General features: G+C 37.2%; 14 protein-coding genes. 5 read left to right on the forward strand and 9 right to left on the reverse strand.

The window, feature by feature from the left end; all coding sequences use genetic code 11:
• Positions 1 to 2: 2 nt before the first annotated feature.
• From PP182_RS13425 to PP182_RS13440, 4 genes are read right to left on the reverse strand one after another with little or no spacing between them, the layout of a single operon-like run.
• Positions 3 to 1457: a lipopolysaccharide biosynthesis protein gene (locus PP182_RS13425; protein WP_272651777.1), complete on the reverse strand. Its 1455-nt coding sequence runs from the start codon at positions 1455 to 1457 to the stop codon at positions 3 to 5.
• The gene (locus PP182_RS13430; protein WP_272651778.1) at positions 1458 to 2729 is read right to left on the reverse strand and encodes a glycosyltransferase family 4 protein; all 1272 of its coding nucleotides are present in this window, start codon (positions 2727 to 2729) and stop codon (positions 1458 to 1460) included.
• On the reverse strand, positions 2729 to 5161 hold the full coding sequence (locus PP182_RS13435) for a YfhO family protein (RefSeq protein ID WP_272651779.1): 2433 nt from the start codon (positions 5159 to 5161) through the stop codon (positions 2729 to 2731). The genes PP182_RS13430 and PP182_RS13435 overlap by 1 nt, the downstream gene beginning before the upstream one ends.
• Before the next feature lie 28 nt (positions 5162 to 5189).
• Entirely contained in the window at positions 5190 to 5453 is a 264-nt protein-coding gene (locus PP182_RS13440) for a DUF4834 family protein (RefSeq protein ID WP_272651780.1), read from the reverse strand.
• Between the two features lie 86 nt (positions 5454 to 5539).
• On the opposite strand from PP182_RS13440, the gene PP182_RS13445 reads away from it, so the two are divergent.
• Positions 5540 to 6625, forward strand: coding sequence for a transporter (locus PP182_RS13445; RefSeq protein ID WP_272651781.1), 1086 nt, complete (start codon positions 5540 to 5542; stop codon positions 6623 to 6625).
• Between the two features lie 88 nt (positions 6626 to 6713).
• Positions 6714 to 7832, forward strand: coding sequence for a GTP cyclohydrolase (locus tag PP182_RS13450; RefSeq protein ID WP_272651782.1), 1119 nt, complete (start codon positions 6714 to 6716; stop codon positions 7830 to 7832).
• Positions 7833 to 7888: 56 nt separating this feature from the next.
• Here the strand turns inward: PP182_RS13450 and PP182_RS13455 are convergent, their stop codons facing one another.
• The 3 genes from PP182_RS13455 to PP182_RS13465 all read right to left on the reverse strand — a co-directional run bounded on the left by PP182_RS13455 (position 7889) and on the right by PP182_RS13465 (position 12442).
• Positions 7889 to 9148, reverse strand: coding sequence for an aminotransferase class I/II-fold pyridoxal phosphate-dependent enzyme (locus PP182_RS13455; protein ID WP_272651783.1), 1260 nt, complete (start codon positions 9146 to 9148; stop codon positions 7889 to 7891).
• A 117-nt stretch (positions 9149 to 9265) separates the two neighbouring features.
• Positions 9266 to 10306: a PLP-dependent cysteine synthase family protein gene (locus PP182_RS13460; RefSeq protein WP_272651784.1), complete on the reverse strand. Its 1041-nt coding sequence runs from the start codon at positions 10304 to 10306 to the stop codon at positions 9266 to 9268.
• A 75-nt stretch (positions 10307 to 10381) separates the two neighbouring features.
• Positions 10382 to 12442, reverse strand: coding sequence for a S9 family peptidase (locus tag PP182_RS13465; protein WP_272651785.1), 2061 nt, complete (start codon positions 12440 to 12442; stop codon positions 10382 to 10384).
• Between the two features lie 135 nt (positions 12443 to 12577).
• On the opposite strand from PP182_RS13465, the gene PP182_RS13470 reads away from it, so the two are divergent.
• Positions 12578 to 12904: a YbaB/EbfC family nucleoid-associated protein gene (locus PP182_RS13470; RefSeq protein WP_272651786.1), complete on the forward strand. Its 327-nt coding sequence runs from the start codon at positions 12578 to 12580 to the stop codon at positions 12902 to 12904.
• A gap of 26 nt (positions 12905 to 12930) precedes the next feature.
• Positions 12931 to 13269, forward strand: coding sequence for a YegP family protein (locus tag PP182_RS13475; protein WP_272651787.1), 339 nt, complete (start codon positions 12931 to 12933; stop codon positions 13267 to 13269).
• Between the two features lie 16 nt (positions 13270 to 13285).
• Here the strand turns inward: PP182_RS13475 and PP182_RS13480 are convergent, their stop codons facing one another.
• Together PP182_RS13480 and PP182_RS13485 are read right to left on the reverse strand one after the other, a co-directional pair.
• A complete protein-coding gene (locus PP182_RS13480; protein WP_272651788.1) occupies positions 13286 to 14308 on the reverse strand; it encodes a threonine aldolase family protein in 1023 nt (340 codons plus the stop codon).
• A gap of 21 nt (positions 14309 to 14329) precedes the next feature.
• On the reverse strand, positions 14330 to 16732 hold the full coding sequence (locus PP182_RS13485; protein WP_272651789.1) for a zinc-dependent metalloprotease: 2403 nt from the start codon (positions 16730 to 16732) through the stop codon (positions 14330 to 14332).
• Positions 16733 to 16931: 199 nt separating this feature from the next.
• Between PP182_RS13485 and PP182_RS13490 the strand changes: the two genes are divergently transcribed.
• A complete protein-coding gene (locus PP182_RS13490) occupies positions 16932 to 18398 on the forward strand; it encodes a circularly permuted type 2 ATP-grasp protein (RefSeq protein WP_272651790.1) in 1467 nt (488 codons plus the stop codon).
• The last annotated feature ends 3 nt before the right edge of the window (positions 18399 to 18401 follow it).

Below are 18401 nucleotides of genomic sequence, written 5' to 3' on the forward strand. Positions count from 1 at the left end.
TTTTAACTCTTAAGAAATTTTTTAATAACGGCATTGACGTCCTCAGATATCTTGAATTTATACAAAACCAGAAAATAACTGAGCGTTATCAAAGCACATTTAAGAGGAATATTAAAGAAAGGATGAAATGAAAATATTAGGTTGTAAAAGACTAAAGCAATTACAAGTATTACAATACATACCTGTATGGTTTCCAAGGTAAATGGTTGTAGTCCAAACTTCGATTTAACATAAAACAACTTTATTGAATTATATATGAAAAAGGCAGAAAAGCTTGCAATGGCAGCACCGTTTAAACCATAAGTGGGTATCAACCAAAGATTGAAACCTATTGCCATAATGGCTAGCAAAACACCAAACAAAAGAATAGATTTATAATAATCTGAATTGTACAATATAGAATTATTATTGCCCAACAAAGCATCATAGACCTTTGCCAAACCAATCCAAAAAACGATAAAAAATCCATCCTCATAACCTGAGGGTAAAAGTTGGTACAAATCATCTAGGTTTAATAGTATCAAAACCAAAATCAAAGCTGATACTATAAATAAAGTCAGCGAACTCTTTTGGTACAACCCCTTTAAAGAATTTGTATCTTTTTTATTAATGTATTCTGCCGTCATAGGATAGGTTATTTGATGCATAGCCCTAGCCGGAACTGCAATTACAGTTGCCATAAAGCCAGCAACAGCATAATAAGCAACATTCTCAATGGGTAAATAATTATTTAACATTACTTTATCCACTTCCATTAAAACAATGGCCGTTGAACCGCCCAAAATAATTAATGCACTATACTTTAGAATATTTACCCAGTTCCCTGGTAGTTTAAATACGATTTTCGGGAAACGTAATCGATAGGCATATAGCTTCATGATTATCGTTCTCAAAAGGTAAAATCCTACCAGGGCATTTATAAATAGTGGTATATCTATAATTTTAAACCACAACAAAATCAATAAAATGGATTGTCCTACCCTACAGAAAACTTCTTTCATGAAATTCCCAAAAACAGACTTCATCTTAATCCTAGACCATGCATAAAAAACTTCGAAATAAGCCATGGCCATCCCCACCAAAAATATATGCCAAACATAATCCTTGACTATGGGATTTTCCTTCGATAATAAGCCTCCAATGGCTTCATTTGCCATATAGCTTATTAAAGCCACGGGTATCATCAAGAAAAGTGGCAAAAAAAGCATCATGCTAAGAAAGCTATCCTGGTCTTTTTCCGACTTAAAACTGCTATAAAATTTTACAAGGCTGTTGGGAACTCCAAAAGCTAAAATCGGCATCAAAATTCCAGAAACCGAAAGAATCACCTGTATAAGACCATAATTTTCCGGTTGCATAAAATTAGTGTACAAAAAAAACGTATTAACCGCTGCTATTGCAAAACCGATATATGTAACAATTGTGTTATTTAAGGATTGTTTTAAAACGATACCCATCTAAATATACTCTGCTAGTTGCCTGGTAAGATCTCGCCTACTATACTTCTTAATGTTCGTAGATGAAACACTTAATGAATTGTTTTTATATGCTTGAAACCAGTTTAAAATTACATCTTTAAGTTCGGAATGTGCATCATAACCAAATACATCACCCGATTCTGTTTCCGAAACCATTTCTGCAACCTCCCAATTAGAAGGTCCAATTCCTAAAATTGGACGCCTGGCCCATAAATATTCGAATAATTTCCCTGGTATAATTCCAGTTGTTTCTTGCGAGTCAATTTCAACCAAAAGCAAAATTTGGGATTTTTGTTGGTATTTTACAGCATCTTCATGAGATATATAACCTAGCACATTAATATGTTCACCTAGCCCATATTTTTGTATTGAATTCAAAATGTTCCCTCCAACAACACCGATGAAATTCAATTGTAAGGACTGCTTAAAATCTTCATGTTCATTGGATAATTCACTCAGCACCTTCCAAAGGTTAATAGGGTTTCTTCCCGTGAGCATTGAGCCGATATGGGATATCGTAAATTTTGCGTCCAATACCGATTCCTTAAACGCTGTAAAGTCATAACCATTTGTAATTACTTTAAGCGGCTTGGATGTAATTTGCTCAAACTCTTGCTTTGTGGTTTTACTGGTTACCACAATTTTATCTGCATTGTTTAAAACATTCTCCTCTAATTTTTTATGCCGTTTTTTAGCATATGAGGTGAGTTTTAATTTTTTATGATAGCCAATATTCGTCCATGGATCTCTAAAATCGGCTACCCACTGTAATTTATATCGCTTTTTTAACTCAAGACCAATTAAGTGCATACTGTGAGGTGGTCCTGTGGTAATAATAGTTTCTATATGATCTTCCTCTAAGACCTTTTTTAAAAATTTAACCGACGGTCCTATCCAAAACTTTCTGGCATCCGGAATAAAAAGGTTGCCTCTTACCCATAACATCAACCGCTCTAAAATAGATTGATTCTTTGGAGAGATAACACCAGAACTTATACGTTTCGTTTTCTTTCCTGATATAATTTTCGAAATTCCATAAGGCTCAAATATCTTATGGCGATAAATTGTTAAATCGTTCGGAACTTCGTCTACTAAGGTCCTATCCAATAATGGGTAATGGGGGTTTTCGGGAATATAGACTATAGGTTCTATTCCGTAATCTCTAAAATACTTGACGAATTTTAGCCAACGCTGTACTCCAGGACCCCCAGCCGGTGGCCAATAGTAGGTGATGACCAAAACCTTTCTCATTAGGATGTTTCCTCCTTTCTCTTCCAAAAGGAGTAGCCTATACCGCCTAAGAGTACCAATCCTAACAAAATAGTGCTAGCCAAGGTGATTTTACTACCCTTTTCCACGACCTCCGGTTCGAATTTAAATTCAATGGTGTGCTCTCCTTCCGGAAGCCTCAGTGCTCGCAACACATAATCTACTTTAAAATAATCGGTAATTTTTCCATCTACGTAGGCGTTCCATCCATTGGGATAATACATCTCACTGAAAACGGCTATTCCGGCATTGGAATTGTTGGATTTATAAGTCAAGTGATTAGGTTGATAGTCTACCAGATTAATCGTCGCCGTTGAATCCGCTTGAAAATCGAATCTGTTTATATTCTTAACGGTATTGGTATTTACAACCGCCGTATTTTTAGTATCCAAACTATCTAAGGCAAGTATTTCTTCATCAGCGGAACCTACACCTTCCAATTTAGAAACAAACCAAGCGTTTCCATTGGCATTCGGGTTTTCTATTGGAAAAATATTTCCTTCTTGGTCCTGTCTTATTATGTATTTAATATTTAGCATATTAAATACGGATAAATTTCCTTTGTATATGTGGAAGTTGAAAAGGTCTTGCATACCGGCAGGCTTGGCGGCATGATAGCCCGTAATACTATTATGAAAGTATGCCGTCTTGGCGGAGTCAAAACCATCTGTTTGGTCGAAAACCCGGAATACACCATCATCTTCCAATATTTGTTTATCCGCTGTAGTTGCCTGGAAAGGTTCCAACATTCTTCTTTTGGATACAAAATTATCGGCATTTACATACCTAAGATTAACACCAACCAAATCGAAAACTATCAGCACTCCGATCACTATTACAACTACGTTCATCTTTAGTTTATTCTTAAGGTAAAACCAAATCAAACCTATAACAATCAGTACATATATCAAGGATCTTAGGAGGTCATTGGTATAGACTGCCTTTCGGTCGAGCTGAAGCATCGCGGGCAATTCCTCCAAGCCTGTCATTCTTAGTCGGTCATCAGAAGGTCCGACAAAGTCGAACATACCTTTTAATAAAAAAAGTAATATTCCCAAACCAAGTACTACACCTCCTGCATACTTGACGGATATAACCTTATCATCTTGACTCACTTTATTAGAAAATATTTTTTTCAAAGCCAGTATGGCCAATATGGGAGCACATAATTCTAAAATTACCTGAATCGAAGAAACTGCCCTAAATTTATCATATAAGGGAAAATAATCGATCATGAAATTAGTAAGGCCACTAAAGTTCTTTCCCCAAGACAGTAAAAGTGAAAGCAGTACACCGAACAACAACCACCATTTATGCTTTCCTTTGACTAAAAATAGGCCCAAAACAAATAGAAAAAATATTATCGCCCCAATATAAGCTGGTCCTGACACACCGGGCTGCTGGCCCCAATATAGGGGAAGTCCACTAACAAAATCAAGAGCGCTAGACCTCGGCAAACCTTTATCAATTAAATAATTGAACGACTTGGAGTCTTCACCCAAATTTTCCTGACTGGCTCCACCGAACAATCGAGGTACAAATAAATTAAGAGATTCTGCAACCCCATAACTCCATTGGGTAATATATTCCTTGCTAAGACCTCCTGTATTATCTTTAGGTGATCCGTCGGGATTAATGGTTAGTTCACTTTTACCCCGTGTACTCCAATCCGCATATTCCTTTGTGGCCAAAAGACTCGTGGCATTTGCGGCTATCCCCAAAGCAACGGATCCAAAAAGAATACCCACAGAAATGAAAAAGTGCTTTAATTCCTTATGTCTTACAGCGTCTATGAGATATACCACTCCCAAAATCAGCACCAATAACATAAAATAATAGGTCATTTGGTAATGGTTAGCTACAATTTCTAGTGCCATTGCCAAGGCAGTAACTAAAAACCCAATTAGATATTTTTTCCTGAAAACTAGTACGATGCCGGCCAAGAGAATCGGAATATAGCCTAAGGCATGGGCCTTTGCGTTATGACCGGCTCCAATTATTATGATTAAGTAACTTGAAAATCCAAAAGCCAATGCCCCAACTATGGCCAATCGATAATCGACCTTTAGACAGCATAGCAAAATATAGAAACCAATAAAATAAAGAAACAGATAATCGGCAGGTCTAGGCAAAAACCTAATCAGGCGATCTAATTGTTTTATGTAATTATGAGGATAGTTAGCTCCTAACTGATACGTTGGCATACCCCCAAAGGCACTGTTGGTCCAATAGGGCTCTGTTTCCGTGTTTTTACGGAAATCATTTTGTTCTTTGGCCATGCCCGTATATTGGGCAATGTCATTTTGGAAAATTACCTTGCCTTGAAGAACGGGGTGAAAATAGGCAAGCGCTGCAATAATAAAGAATACGGTTACAAAAAAATGGGTGAAAAAGAATTTTAGACCTTTCTTCATATTCCGGTGGTTGGTTAGTCAAAGATAACTAGTCTAGTTCTTCAAAATCTATATATTCCCCAACTTTTTCGGATTTCCCCTTTTTGGTGGTGGATTTTTTATCGATGATAACATCCCCGACCTGTTCCTCCTGTTGTTTAGTTTCTTGGTTAAAACCCTCAAAAGTCTTTCTAAAATGTGACTCGGTTTTCTTGGCTGCATAATTCAATATTTTAGGTGCAAACATCTTCGCTAATATTTTTAGCAAATAATACACCAAAAGAATTACCAATATTGTCTTTAAAAATGCCATTTATTTGGATTGATATATATCAAAAATACAATTATCACGTTGTATTACTAGATTCAAAGTATTAAAATAATTATAAAGTCGTTTCCATGGGTAGCCCCTTTATTACCAAAAGAATCCTTTTTCAACTTATAGTGTTTCTCATTGTCCCACTATCTACGTTGGCACAATACACGGATGTTATTAACTCTAATAGACCAGGTCTTTCTGTCAGTGCCTATGCGGTTGGTAAAAATGTGGTTCAGGCAGAAATGGGTCTTTTCTATGAACAAAGTGACCATGCCTTATTAAATACACAATCGGACCTTTGGGGAACAAACATCTCTTTGCGTTATGGACTTTTATTTGAACGGTTGGAGCTAAACTATGAAGGTACATTTCAAGACCAGGATATTGTTTATAACTCCTTTGATTTAAAAGCTAAGCGTAGGGACTTTTCTAGAAATAGAATGGGGTTAAAATTTTTGGTCTATGACCCCTATAAAAATCCAGAACGAAATAAGCCAAATCTTTACAGTTGGCGGGCTAATCATAAATTTCAGTTCAAAAATCTTCTCCCTGCTGTTTCCATTTATGCGGGTGCCAATTTTGTTTTGGGTGACAATCCCTACTATCCAGGTGAACCAACAGTTTCCCCAAGGGTTATGGTGGCCACCCAAAGCCGAATGACTCCGAGAATGGTAATGATTACAAATACGGCCTATGACAGAATAGGAGCCGATTATCCTGAATTCAGCTATTTGATTTCCTTATCACATGCCTTTAGAAATCCCAAATGGAGTACATTTTTGGAGCATCAAGGTATTCAAAGTGATCGATATTCCGATTTATTATTAAGGGGCGGGGTTGCTTATCTCATCAATGAAGGTATACAGGTAGATATGGGTCTAGGAGCTAGTTTTAAAAATACGCCTTCCAGAGTGTTCGTGAATTTAGGCGGGTCATATAGGTTCGATTTTCATAAGGACAGTTTAATCCCTATTGAAGATCAAGATGCTATTGGGTCCGGCGGTCCTATTAAAAAGAACACCATGAAAAAAGAAAAAAGAAAGAATCGAAAATCCAAAGGTAATGGAGCCGAGGATATTGATTTGGGACCCTCAAAAAAACAACTGAGGAAATTGAAAAAGGCACAAAAGCAAAAGAAAAAAGAATCCAATGAAATAGATTTCTAAACTTTATCCAAAGTGATATTATTTTTACTTTCCTTTATTTTTACGTATTGATTAATATTCCTAATATTGGTGCTTCTAAGAAGCATCAATGATTACAGTAAAAGAGGTTACAACCAACAAAGATTTAAAGAAATTCGTAACCTTTCCATTTTTCCTCTATAAGGGTTCCAAATTTTGGGTCCCCCCAATCATCAAGGATGAATTAGCATCTTTCGATAAGAATGAAAACCCCGTTTTTAAAGATGCGGAGGCTTGGTTTTTTCTAGCATATGACGGTGATAAGATTATAGGAAGAATTGCTGCGATGATCAACCATTTAGAGGTAAACCAACAAAATATCAAAAAAATGCGTTTTGGTTGGTTCGATTTTATTGATGATCATAACGTCTCCAAACTCTTACTTGAAAAGGTAGCTGAAATTGGCGCCAGAAACAATCTAGAGTATATGGAAGGACCTGTAGGTTTTTCCAATATGGATAAAGTGGGCGTTTTGGTAGAAGGTTTTGATCATATAGGAACCATGGTTACTTGGTACAATCATCCCTACTATAAAAATCATTACGAAGAACAAGGTTTGGTCAAGGAAAAGGAGTACATGGAGAATAAGTTTCCTGCCGGTAATGCGGACCCTGCACTATTTACTAAATTAAATGACCTTGTTAAAAGAAGATACGGTTTATCAGAAATGAACTTTAGCAGCACCAAGGAGGTAATGCCCTACACCGATGAAATGTTCGACCTTTTTAACGAAACTTACTCCAAGCTTTCCTCATTCGTACCCATAACAGAAATACAAAAGGCATATTTTAAGAAAAAATATATAAGTTTCATAAACCCGGAATATATAAAGTTTATAAAGGACAAAAATAAAAAGCTCATTGCATTTGCCATTGTAATGCCCTCCTACTCGGAAGCCTTACAAAAGGCCAAAGGAAAATTATTTCCCTTTGGGATTTTTCATTTATTAAGTGCAAAGAAAAATAGTAAGGACGTAATTTTCTACCTCATAGGAATACATCCAGAATATCAAAATAAGGGAGTTACAGCGGTAATTTTTAATGAATATTATAAAACCTTTAAAGAAAAGGGTATTCAGATGTGTTACAGAACTCCGGAACTTGAAGAGAACATTGCCATTAAACAGATGTGGAAACATTTTGATCCGGTTATATACAAAAGAAGAAGAACCTACAGAAAGAGCTTATAAAAAAGGCCCAATCCATGAATTATGGTTAAGGCCTTTTTTATTAAAAGAAATTTTATTTATTCTCCCATTGCCGCGGCAACAGCAGCTGAAAGTCTTTTATACGTTCCATTTTTCAACCTATCCCTAATTGCCGAAAAAGCGTCCAAGGTTTCTGCGATATCCTCCAATGTATGAGTTGCTGTAGGAATTAACCTAAGTAGAATAAGTCCTTTTGGAATTACTGGATATACCACAATGGAACAGAAAATACCATAATTCTCCCTTAAATCCTTAACTAAGGCCATGGCCTCTGGGATACTACCATTTAGATAAACTGGAGTAACACAACTCGTTGTTGTTCCAATATCAAAACCCCTTTCTTTTAGACCGTTCTGCAGGGCATTTACATTCTCCCATAATTTCGCTTTAAGCTCAGGCATTGTGCGTAACATATCCAATCGCTTCAAAGCTCCTTTAACGTATACCATAGGAAGTGACTTGGCAAACATCTGAGAACGCAAATTATATTTTAAATAGTCGATAATTTCTTGGTCAGCGGCAACAAAAGCACCGATACCGGCCATCGATTTTGCAAAGGTGGCCAAATAAACATCAATATTGTCTTGTACGCCTTGCTCCTCACCTGCTCCTGCACCTGTTTCACCTAAGGTTCCAAAACCATGGGCATCATCCACAAGAAGTCGGAAATTAAATTTTTTCTTTAACTCAACAATTTCCTTTAAAATACCTTGTTCTCCACGCATTCCAAAGACACCCTCGGATATGACCAAAATACCTCCTCCCGTTTGCTCTGCAAGTTTTGTGGCACGTTCCAAATTTTTCTCCAAGCTTTCTACATTGTTATGTGTAAAAGTGAACCTTTTACCCATATGCAGTCTAACCCCATCAATAATACAAGCGTGGCAATCCACATCGTAGACGATAATATCATCCTTGGTTACCAAGGCATCTATGACCGACATAAAACCTTGATATCCAAAATTTAATAGGTAAGACGCTTCTTTTTTTGAAAAGGCAGCTAATTCCTTCTCTAACTGTTCATGAAAATCCGTATGACCACTCATCATCCTTGCACCCATTGGATAAGCTGCACCATGTTCGGCTGCTGCCTCACCATCCACCTTTTTAATTTCGGGCAAATTAGCCAGACCCAAATAATCATTTATACTCCAGGTAATTACATCCTTTCCCTGAAACTTCATCCTATTGGAAATAGGACCTTCTAATTTTGGAAATACAAAATACCCCTCAGCCTGTGATGCCCATTTACCTAAAGGGCCTTTATTCTCTATGATTCTTTCAAATAAGTCTCTCATCGCCTAATTTTGGTTCTGCTTGCAAAAGTAAAAATTTTTGGACAGCATTCATAAATAATTTGTAGACATAAAAAAGCGGGCTTTTGGCCCGCTTTCAGTATAACTTTTCCAACTTGTTTATTTTATAAATTGAATTTCTTGTTTTTCTTCCACAGGATTTGCTTCCAGAAACCCTTGGTCTTCCATCCATTGATCACTATAAATTTTACTCATATATCTCGACCCGTGATCTGGAAAAATGACAACAACCTTACTGTTCTTATCGAATGTTTTTAATTCGTTTAATTGCTTCAATGCCTGCATTGCCGCCCCACTTGTATACCCCACGAACATTCCTTCCGTTCTGGAAATCTCACGTGCAGTATGCGCACTTTCAGCATCGGTAACCTTAATGAACTCGTCAATGATTTCAAAATCCGTTGCCCCGGGAATTAAATTCTTTCCTAAGCCTTCTATTCTATAAGGATAGATTTCGTTGGTATCCAAATTACCGGTCTCGTGATATTTTTTAAGTACAGACCCAAACGCGTCGACTCCAATAACCTTGATATCTGGATTTTGCTCCTTTAAAAAACGAGCTGTTCCAGAAATAGTTCCTCCCGTTCCACTGCAAGCCACCAAATGTGTAATTTGTCCAGCAGTTTGCTCCCATATTTCAGGTCCCGTGGATTTATAATGCGCATCCATATTCAACTCATTAAAATATTGATTAATATAGATGGAGTTCTTTGTTTCCTCGTGCAATCGCTTTGCTACTTGATAATAAGACCTTGGGTCATCCGCACTAACATGGGCCGGGCAAACGTACACTTCTGCTCCCATAGAACGAAGCATATCAATCTTGTCCGCAGATGATTTTGAACTTACTGCCAAAATACATTTGTATCCTTTAATGATACTTACCATAGCAATACTAAATCCGGTATTACCGGAAGTAGTTTCAATAATAGTACTGCCCTTTTTTAAGATACCTTTTCTTTCGGCCTCTTCAATGATATGAATTGCGATACGATCTTTGGATGAGTGTCCTGGATTAAATGCCTCTACTTTGGCATAAAATTCACCTGTGAAGTTTTCGGTAATCCTATTAAGTCTTACCAGCGGTGTTTTCCCAATTAATTCTAAGATACTGTTATTAGCATTTATCTTATTTTCCATAAGGGAGATATGTTTTAATTGTCTTTAGCAAATCTCGGATTTGTTAAATTTTGCTACAAATCTACTATTTTTTTTCTACAGTACTATTTTTCTCTCTAAATCCAACAAAAAGGCATATTCCTTAGCTGCTTCCCTCAATGCTTCGAATCTTCCAGAGGCTCCGCCATGACCAGCTTCCATATTGGTATCAAGAAATAAAAGTTTATTGTTTTTTTTCAATTCTCTTAGTTTGGCTACCCATTTAGCGGGTTCAAAATATTGTACTTGTGAGTCATGCAGACCTGTAGTTACAAACATATTCGGATAATCCTGCTTCCTTACATTATCATAAGGAGAGTACGATTTCATGTAATTATAATATGCAACCTCATTGGGGTTGCCCCACTCATCGTATTCCCCTGTTGTGAGAGGAATAGAATCATCCAGCATGGTAGTGACAACATCGACAAAAGGAACCGAGGCAATAATCCCGTTGTATAGCTCCGGAGCCATGTTGACTATGGCACCCATTAACAAACCACCCGCAGAGCCTCCCATGGCATAGAGATGTGAAGAATCCGTAATCTTTTGGTCTATGAGAAATTTGGAGCAATCAATGAAATCCGTAAAAGTATTTTTCTTTTTTAAAAGCTTGCCATCCTCGTACCATTTCCTACCTAAATACTCCCCCCCTCGTATATGTGCTATAGCATAGACAAAACCTCTGTCCAATAGACTTAGCCTAACCGTAGAAAAATAAGGGTCTATGGTGTAACCATAGGACCCATACGCATATTGCAAAAGAGGCGTGTCTTTTGATAGTTTGGTGTTTTTGTGGCGAACTAAGGAAATCGGAATCTTAACTCCATCTCGAGCAACGGCCCAAAGGCGATTTTCGATATAGTTATTTTTATCAAATTTTCCGCCCAATACTTCCTGCTCCTTCATTATCCGTTCCTCTTTTGTGGTCATATTGAAGTCGATGACAGAACTTGGAGTTGTTAATGAATTGTAGCTATACCTTAAAATATTGGTATTAAAATCACGGTTATTACCTACGTGTGCAGTATAGGTTTCACTATTAAAGGGTAGATCATAAGATTCCGAACCATCCCAGCGCACAATTCTGATCCTATTTAGTCCGTTTTCCCTTTCCGAAAGTACGTAGTAGTCTTTAAAAATATCAACATCCTCTAAAAGTACGTGTTCGCGATGTTCAATAAACTCTTCCCAATAATCAGCCTCTGTATTTTCCTCTCCAACTTTCATTAATTTAAAATTGGTTGCGCCATTCTTATTGGTCAGAACAAAAAAGGATTCCCCATAATGTAAAATGGAATACTCTACTCCCCTCACCCTTGGAGAAAATGTTCGAAAGCCTTCCTCAGGTCGCTCCAAGGACATGATTTGAAATTCGGAAGTTAAGGTACTGTACGAACCAATAACTATATATTTTTTCGATTTCGTCTTGTAAACGAACGTACTGAAAGTGTCATCCTCTTCATGAAATACAAGTTCATCTTCAGAGGTTGGAGTGCCCAAAATATGCTTGTAAATTTTGTCCGACCGTAGCGTAACCGTATTCTTTTTGGTATAAAAAAAAGTCTTATTATCGTTTGCCCAAACTCCTCCCCCGGTAGTGTTCTCTATCCTATCATCAAAAATTTCTCCGGTTTCCAAATTCTTAACCCTAAGTACGTATTCCCTTCTTGAGACGGTATCTACTCCAAATATGGCCAAGGTATTATCAGGACTAACGGCAATTCCCCCCATGCTAAAATAATCATGCCCTTTTGCCATTTCATTTCCGTTGAACATGATTTCCTCTGGTGATTCCATCGTATCCTTAAATCTACTATAGATGGGATACTCTCTTCCTGTCTCATACCTTGTCTTATACCAATATCCATTTAGTTTATAAGGAACCGAGGAATCGTCCTCCTTTATCCTCCCTTTCATTTCTTTAAATAATTCTTCTTGAAAAGGTTTGGTATGAGCGGTCATGCCATTATAAAATTCATTCTCACTTTTTAAGTATGAGATTACTTCCGGGTTGTCCCTATCGTTTAACCAGTAATAATTATCTATTCTAATGTCCTCATGAATCACTAATTCCTTCTTTATTTTCTTTGCAACTGGTGCTTCCTTCTTAATCATTCTAACCACTTTGTATTTTGAAAGATAGCTGCAAAAATAAGGTTAATTATCAGCAGCATGAATTGAATTTATTAAATTCAATTATTCTTACATTTTACTACTTTTACAAGGTATAACTAAAATTAAATTTTGATTATGTTCGGAGATATGATGGGTATGATGGGGAAACTGAAGGAGACCCAAAAAAAAGTTGAGGCTACTAAAAAAAAAATGGATACCGTTTTAATTGACGAAAAGTCATCCGATGAAGCGTTGTCCGTTACCATAACTGCCAATAGGGAAATAAAAAAAATTGAAATTGCGGACCACCTGCTAGAAGATAAAGAACAGTTAGAAGATTATTTAATTTTGACTTTAAACAAAGCTATTAAAAGAGCCACTAGTGTTAGTGAAAAGGAACTTTCCGCGGTAGCCAAAGAGGGTATGCCCAATATTCCCGGTATGGATTCTCTTTTCAAATAGTTCGAGCTTTTTTCTTTGATCTTATTTTGACAGATTTCTTATCTTTAAAAGAAAGAAATGCAATGATTGAGGTCAATAAAAGGGATAATAAGGATTATCAATTTGTGGTAAAGTCACCAACAGGCAAAATCTTGTTGGAAAGTATTCGGTTTTCTGACAATCGTACCTTGGAAAAGACCCTCAGTGAATTGAAAAATGAAGGTATACCTACAAAACGATTCGAACGTAGGACAAACTTCGAAGGCAAGTTTCTTTTTAATCTGAAGAATCACCAGGGCGCTATCGTAGGAAGCAGCGGCCTTTACAATTCGGAGGCCGGTATGGAAAACGGTATTAAAAATTTAAAGAATATCCTAATACAATAAGTTATTGCCAGTTCCTTCACAGCTGTTTTAATGTGGCCAATAAATAATCGTGCATTTCATTGGTATAATCCATATGGGTTACCATTCTAAGTTTCCCTTGCCCCATACTTATGATGTGTATATTTTTCTCTAACAACTTTGTATTGAAGTCCTTACCGGACATATAATTCTGATCGATTTCAAAAATTATTATATTGGTCTCAATAGGTTCTACTTTTTTAATAAAATCTAAAGAGCTCAATTCAATTCCAATTTCAGCAGCATTTTTATGGTCTTCAGCAAGACGTTCTATATGATGCTCCAAAGCATAAATTCCGGCAGCCGCTAGAAATCCCGATTGTCGCATTCCGCCACCTAATATTTTTCTTATCCTCAGTGCCTCATTTATCTTCTCCTTTGTACCCACCAGCACGGAACCCACAGGGCAGCCTAATCCCTTACTTAAACAAACACTAATGGTATCAAAAATAGATCCGTACTGTTCCGCGGTTTCATTTTTGGCAACCAATGCGTTCCATAATCTAGCCCCGTCCAAATGATAATTTAATCCATGCTTTTTGCAAACGGCCCCTATTTTTTTTAATTCCTCAATCTCCCAACAGGCTCCACCTCCTTTGTTCGTGGTATTTTCTATACAAACCAATGAAGTTAAGGGACTATGATAAAAGTCCGGAGGGTTTATGGCCTCTTCTACTTGGACGGCAGTCACCATGCCTCGATTACCATCCAATAAACGACAAGAAACGCCACTATTAAAACTAACTCCTCCCCCTTCATAATTAAACACATGGGCATATTTGTCACATATCAGCTGTTCCCCAGGTTGCGTGTGTAATTTAATCGCCGTCTGATTAGTCATGGTCCCACTCGGGAAAAAGAGAGCCGCCTCCATACCGAACATTTTTGCAGTCTTTTCCTCCAAGGCATTTACAGAAGGGTCATTCTTAAAAACATCATCCCCAACCTCAGCGGTCATCATAGCATCAAGCATACCTGCCGTAGGCTTTGTGACCGTATCACTTATCAAATTAATTTCCATTCTAAATTTTCGTGATTAACATTAATGAAAACAATCCATTCCTATGGGTGAACCGTCTGGAATTTTAGGAGTAGGAACCACCTTAAAACTATTTGGGTGCTCGTAAAAATCATTAATCCTACGTTTAAACTCCTCTTTAATGGCAGTATCTGTAATACTTGATGAATTTTGCAATTTCTTTAATTGCAAATTGGCTATAGCGTTCACTTGTGGATGCACTTCATCGCTGGCTGCCAAATTCATGAAATGAAAAAGGACCCTGAAATTTACATTTTGTTGTACTTCGTTGAGATATGCATCCTTGCTACTTTTTAGAATAGTATTCGAAACTACCTCATCCAATACTTCTTCCAATCCGATATTATTTGGATCCAAAGCTTTTTGTTGAATTAACCTTGAAGCTCTCTCAGGGTGCAACAGTAGTCCTAGTGTCATATCAGCTGCTGTTTCTGGAGCGGAAAGCGCATCAAACGAAACACCTGTTTTTCCTTTAAAGGATTCCCTTGTTCTTCCAAACCCGATGGCCCTTGGAGGAAACAAACCTAATTTGTCCTTAGGTATTGCAATTTCACTGGCATCCAAAGTCCTAAGTATAGCCTCCAAGGTCTTCTTCTGTACTTTCTTTTCAACCGGTGCAACAGTAAGTTGCCCATCTCCCTTTACCGTATAGTTATAGTCCAACCCACCAATAATTTTGGTTGCACCCTCTGTTTGGTATCTATGGAAAAAATATAAAGGGGCAAAAACATCCTCCAATATGGAGTTGGCTTCATTCGTGCGAATATTATCTATGGAAAAATTATTAATTGCAGTTTCCCTAACCCTAAGCATATCTACCAATTCTTCACTAATCGATTTACCATTATCCCAAAGGTGGGCAAACACATGGGCACCGCCTTGCGGTCTGGCATCTTGATCGGAAATGTAACGAAGACCCTCCGAAGTCGCTTCTTCCAATATGGAGTTTAAAGCATTTCTTTCATTTGTACTGTCTGAAAAATCGCTATAGGCATAGGCAACCACAACCTTATCCCACTCACCAATTCCAGTATCATAAGCATTGGAAAAATCTATTTCTCCATTTTTAATCGAAAATTGAGGATGAGGATAATCCATAACAGAAGCCCTCCCATTGGTGCTTGCAGCAAAATTATGGGAAAAACCTAGCGTATGGCCTATTTCATGTGCAGACAATTGGCGAATACGTGCCAGTGCTAAATCTAACATTGGTTTATAGTTGTTATCCCCAGCTTCGAAAGGTTTGTTCATGAGTGCCTGTGCAATTAAAAAATCTTGGCGGATTCTTAAACTACCCAAGCTCACATGTCCCTTTATGATTTCACCTGTTCTTGGGTCGGCCACACTGGACCCATAACTCCACCCTCTAGTAGAACGGTGTACCCATTGTATTACGTTGTATCTAACATCCAATGGGTCCGCATCGTCAGGAAGCATCTTTACTTGAAACGCATCCTTATATCCTATAGCTTCAAATGCCTGGTTCCACCACCTACCGCCTTCCAGTAGAGCACTTCTTACGGGTTCCGGTGTTCCATTATCCAAATAATAAATAATGGGCTCCACGGCCTCACTTACTTCTGCTTCTGGGTTTTTCTTTTTTAAGCGGTGACGAGGAATAAATCGCTTAATCAATGATTCCTCCACAGGAGTGGCATAATCATAAAAAGAAAATGGATAGGCTCCAGAACGAGGATCAAAGGCACGCTGTTCAAATCCGTCGTCCGGAAGGGCTACAAAAGAATGGTGTTGTGCAACCGTTATAAGACCCGGATTAGGGACAACACTCCTAACATATTCTCCTTTTGGTGTACCTTTAAATGTTAAGGTTACATCAAATTCAATATTTTCAGGAAAAGCTTTGGTGCGATCCAGGGCGATAACGCTTTTATCCTTGTCCAAACTATAACTTCCTTGATCAGCTCTTTGCAACCTATTTATAACACCGTGGATATCCTGCATTAAAAAACCGGTAATATCGATAATATAGATGCCGTTCCTTTCTTCTTCGATTTCGAAACCGTATAATATGGATTTAGCAAATGCCTGTTCTACCGATTTTTTCTCAAGGGCATTATCCGTAAGGGCCCTGAATTTTAAATTAGGTTGAACCAAAAGAAGTTTATTTCCGGCTTTCCGAAAGAAAACCACTTTTTCATTTCCAAGTTGCCCCCTATCCAAGCCTATATCATTGCTTCCAATTCCACTGCTAAGGGAAGGTATATAGAGAAACTCCTTTTCCAAATCCTTAACTTCGAGATAAATCTTATCAGCGCTTTCATCGTAATAAAAATCGTAAAATCCTTCATATTTCGTGTAGTCCTTTTTTTTCTCTGAAAACTGACCATTTACTTGAGATAGACAAAGAATGGTCAAAATTATCACTGTCAGGGATGGCTTTTTCATTTTCTAAAAATTAGTTTGGAGTTAAAAATAGATAATTTACGATTAAAATATCAACTGCCAATTTCTTAAATTAAAATACGCACGATCAGCAAAAAAGGCACAACATTTTTATTAAAAATCTAATAATCACATCCCATTAATATTGAAATAATACCTGAAATCTATCTAAAAACCATTACCTTTTAGGAAAACAAATTACATGACGAACATCGAAAATCAAATTTTTTCATCTTACCAAAAAAACCCTGATTTATACGATGAAATTTATGATAGTGAAGGAAATGTAAAAGATGTTTATCAAAAACTATTTGATATTTATGGAGGGCATTCCATTCAGGATTATGTCAACTTAAATTCCAAAGCAAAATCTTCTTTTTTTAATCAAGGAATTACTTTTCAGGTCTACGGAGAGGATAATGTCCAAGAAAAGATTTTTCCATTTGATCTTTTCCCAAGAATTATAGACCCGGACGAATGGGATATTATTGAAAGAGGATCAATTCAAAGGGCAAAGGCCCTTAATTTATTTCTTTGGGACATATATCACGATAAAAAAATCCTCAAGGACAATATTGTTCCTTTGGAACTTATAAGTTCGTCCGCCAATTACTTGGACCAAATGAACGGCGTAGATCCTCCGGGTGGTATTTACAATCATATATCGGGAACAGATATCATTAAACACAAAGACGGCAAATATTATGTATTGGAAGACAATATTAGATGTCCGTCCGGGGTCAGCTATGTTATATGTAACAGGACTGCCCTTAAAAGAGCGCTTTTTGGAGTCTTTAACCATTACCAAACACATACGGTTACGGACTATGCAGAAAATCTATTGGAGCAGTTGGAATCCGTTAAGCCGAAAGGTGTTGATATTCCCAATTGTGTCGTAATTACGCCTGGAATGTTCAATTCTGCCTTTTACGAGCATTCCTATTTGGCAAAAAACATGGGGGTAGAATTGGTAGAAGGTCGAGACTTATTTGTCGAGAACGATTTTGTTTATATGAAAACAATCAAGGGACCGGAACGAGTAGATGTCATATATCGCCGAATTGATGATGGGTTTTTAGACCCCTTAGAATTTAGACCGGATTCGGCTTTAGGAGTTCCTGGCTTATTTGCAGCTTATAAAAAAGGAAATGTAACACTGGCCAATGCTCCGGGAACAGGGGTAGCGGATGATAAAGCTGTTTATACCTACATGCCAGAAATCATTAAATACTATTTGAAAGAAGAACCTATATTAAACAATGTTCATACCTACCACTGTAGTAGACCTGATGAACTGGAATATGTTCTGGAAAATATTTCAGAACTTGTAATAAAGCCCGTGGATGAAGCCGGAGGTTATGGAATTTCGATAGGAAATCGATTGTCAAAACAAGAAATTGAAGAAGTCAGAAAACAAGTAAAAGAGACACCAAGGAAGTATGTAGCGCAACCTATAATGTCTCTTTCCGTGCATCCTACCTATATAGATGAAAGCGAATCCTTTGAGCAGCGACATGTAGACTTAAGAACATTTACTATTCTTGGAAAAGACGATGAATTTGTACTAAAAGGCGGATTGACCAGAGTAGCGCTCAAAAAAGGAAATTTAATAGTTAACTCCTCTCAAGGTGGTGGTTCTAAGGACACCTGGGTTTTAAAAAAACAATAAATA

Origin of the sequence: Maribacter sp. PR1 (assembly GCF_028464145.1) — a bacterium.
In the GTDB taxonomy this organism is placed as follows: domain Bacteria; phylum Bacteroidota; class Bacteroidia; order Flavobacteriales; family Flavobacteriaceae; genus Maribacter.

Excerpts from the sequence above, each read along its gene's own strand:
- PP182_RS13425 (WP_272651777.1), bottom strand. The coding sequence starts at position 1,457 with ATGGGTATCGTTTTAAAACAATCCTTAAATAACACAATTGTTACATAT.
- PP182_RS13430 (WP_272651778.1), bottom strand. The coding sequence starts at position 2,729 with ATGAGAAAGGTTTTGGTCATCACCTACTATTGGCCACCGGCTGGGGGT.
- PP182_RS13435 (WP_272651779.1), bottom strand. The coding sequence starts at position 5,161 with ATGAAGAAAGGTCTAAAATTCTTTTTCACCCATTTTTTTGTAACCGTA.
- PP182_RS13440 (WP_272651780.1), bottom strand. The coding sequence starts at position 5,453 with ATGGCATTTTTAAAGACAATATTGGTAATTCTTTTGGTGTATTATTTG.
- PP182_RS13445 (WP_272651781.1), top strand. The coding sequence starts at position 5,540 with ATGGGTAGCCCCTTTATTACCAAAAGAATCCTTTTTCAACTTATAGTG.
- PP182_RS13450 (WP_272651782.1), top strand. The coding sequence starts at position 6,714 with ATGATTACAGTAAAAGAGGTTACAACCAACAAAGATTTAAAGAAATTC.
- PP182_RS13455 (WP_272651783.1), bottom strand. The coding sequence starts at position 9,148 with ATGAGAGACTTATTTGAAAGAATCATAGAGAATAAAGGCCCTTTAGGT.
- PP182_RS13460 (WP_272651784.1), bottom strand. The coding sequence starts at position 10,306 with ATGGAAAATAAGATAAATGCTAATAACAGTATCTTAGAATTAATTGGG.
- PP182_RS13465 (WP_272651785.1), bottom strand. The coding sequence starts at position 12,442 with ATGATTAAGAAGGAAGCACCAGTTGCAAAGAAAATAAAGAAGGAATTA.
- PP182_RS13470 (WP_272651786.1), top strand. The coding sequence starts at position 12,578 with ATGTTCGGAGATATGATGGGTATGATGGGGAAACTGAAGGAGACCCAA.
- PP182_RS13480 (WP_272651788.1), bottom strand. The coding sequence starts at position 14,308 with ATGGAAATTAATTTGATAAGTGATACGGTCACAAAGCCTACGGCAGGT.
- PP182_RS13485 (WP_272651789.1), bottom strand. The coding sequence starts at position 16,732 with ATGAAAAAGCCATCCCTGACAGTGATAATTTTGACCATTCTTTGTCTA.
- PP182_RS13490 (WP_272651790.1), top strand. The coding sequence starts at position 16,932 with ATGACGAACATCGAAAATCAAATTTTTTCATCTTACCAAAAAAACCCT.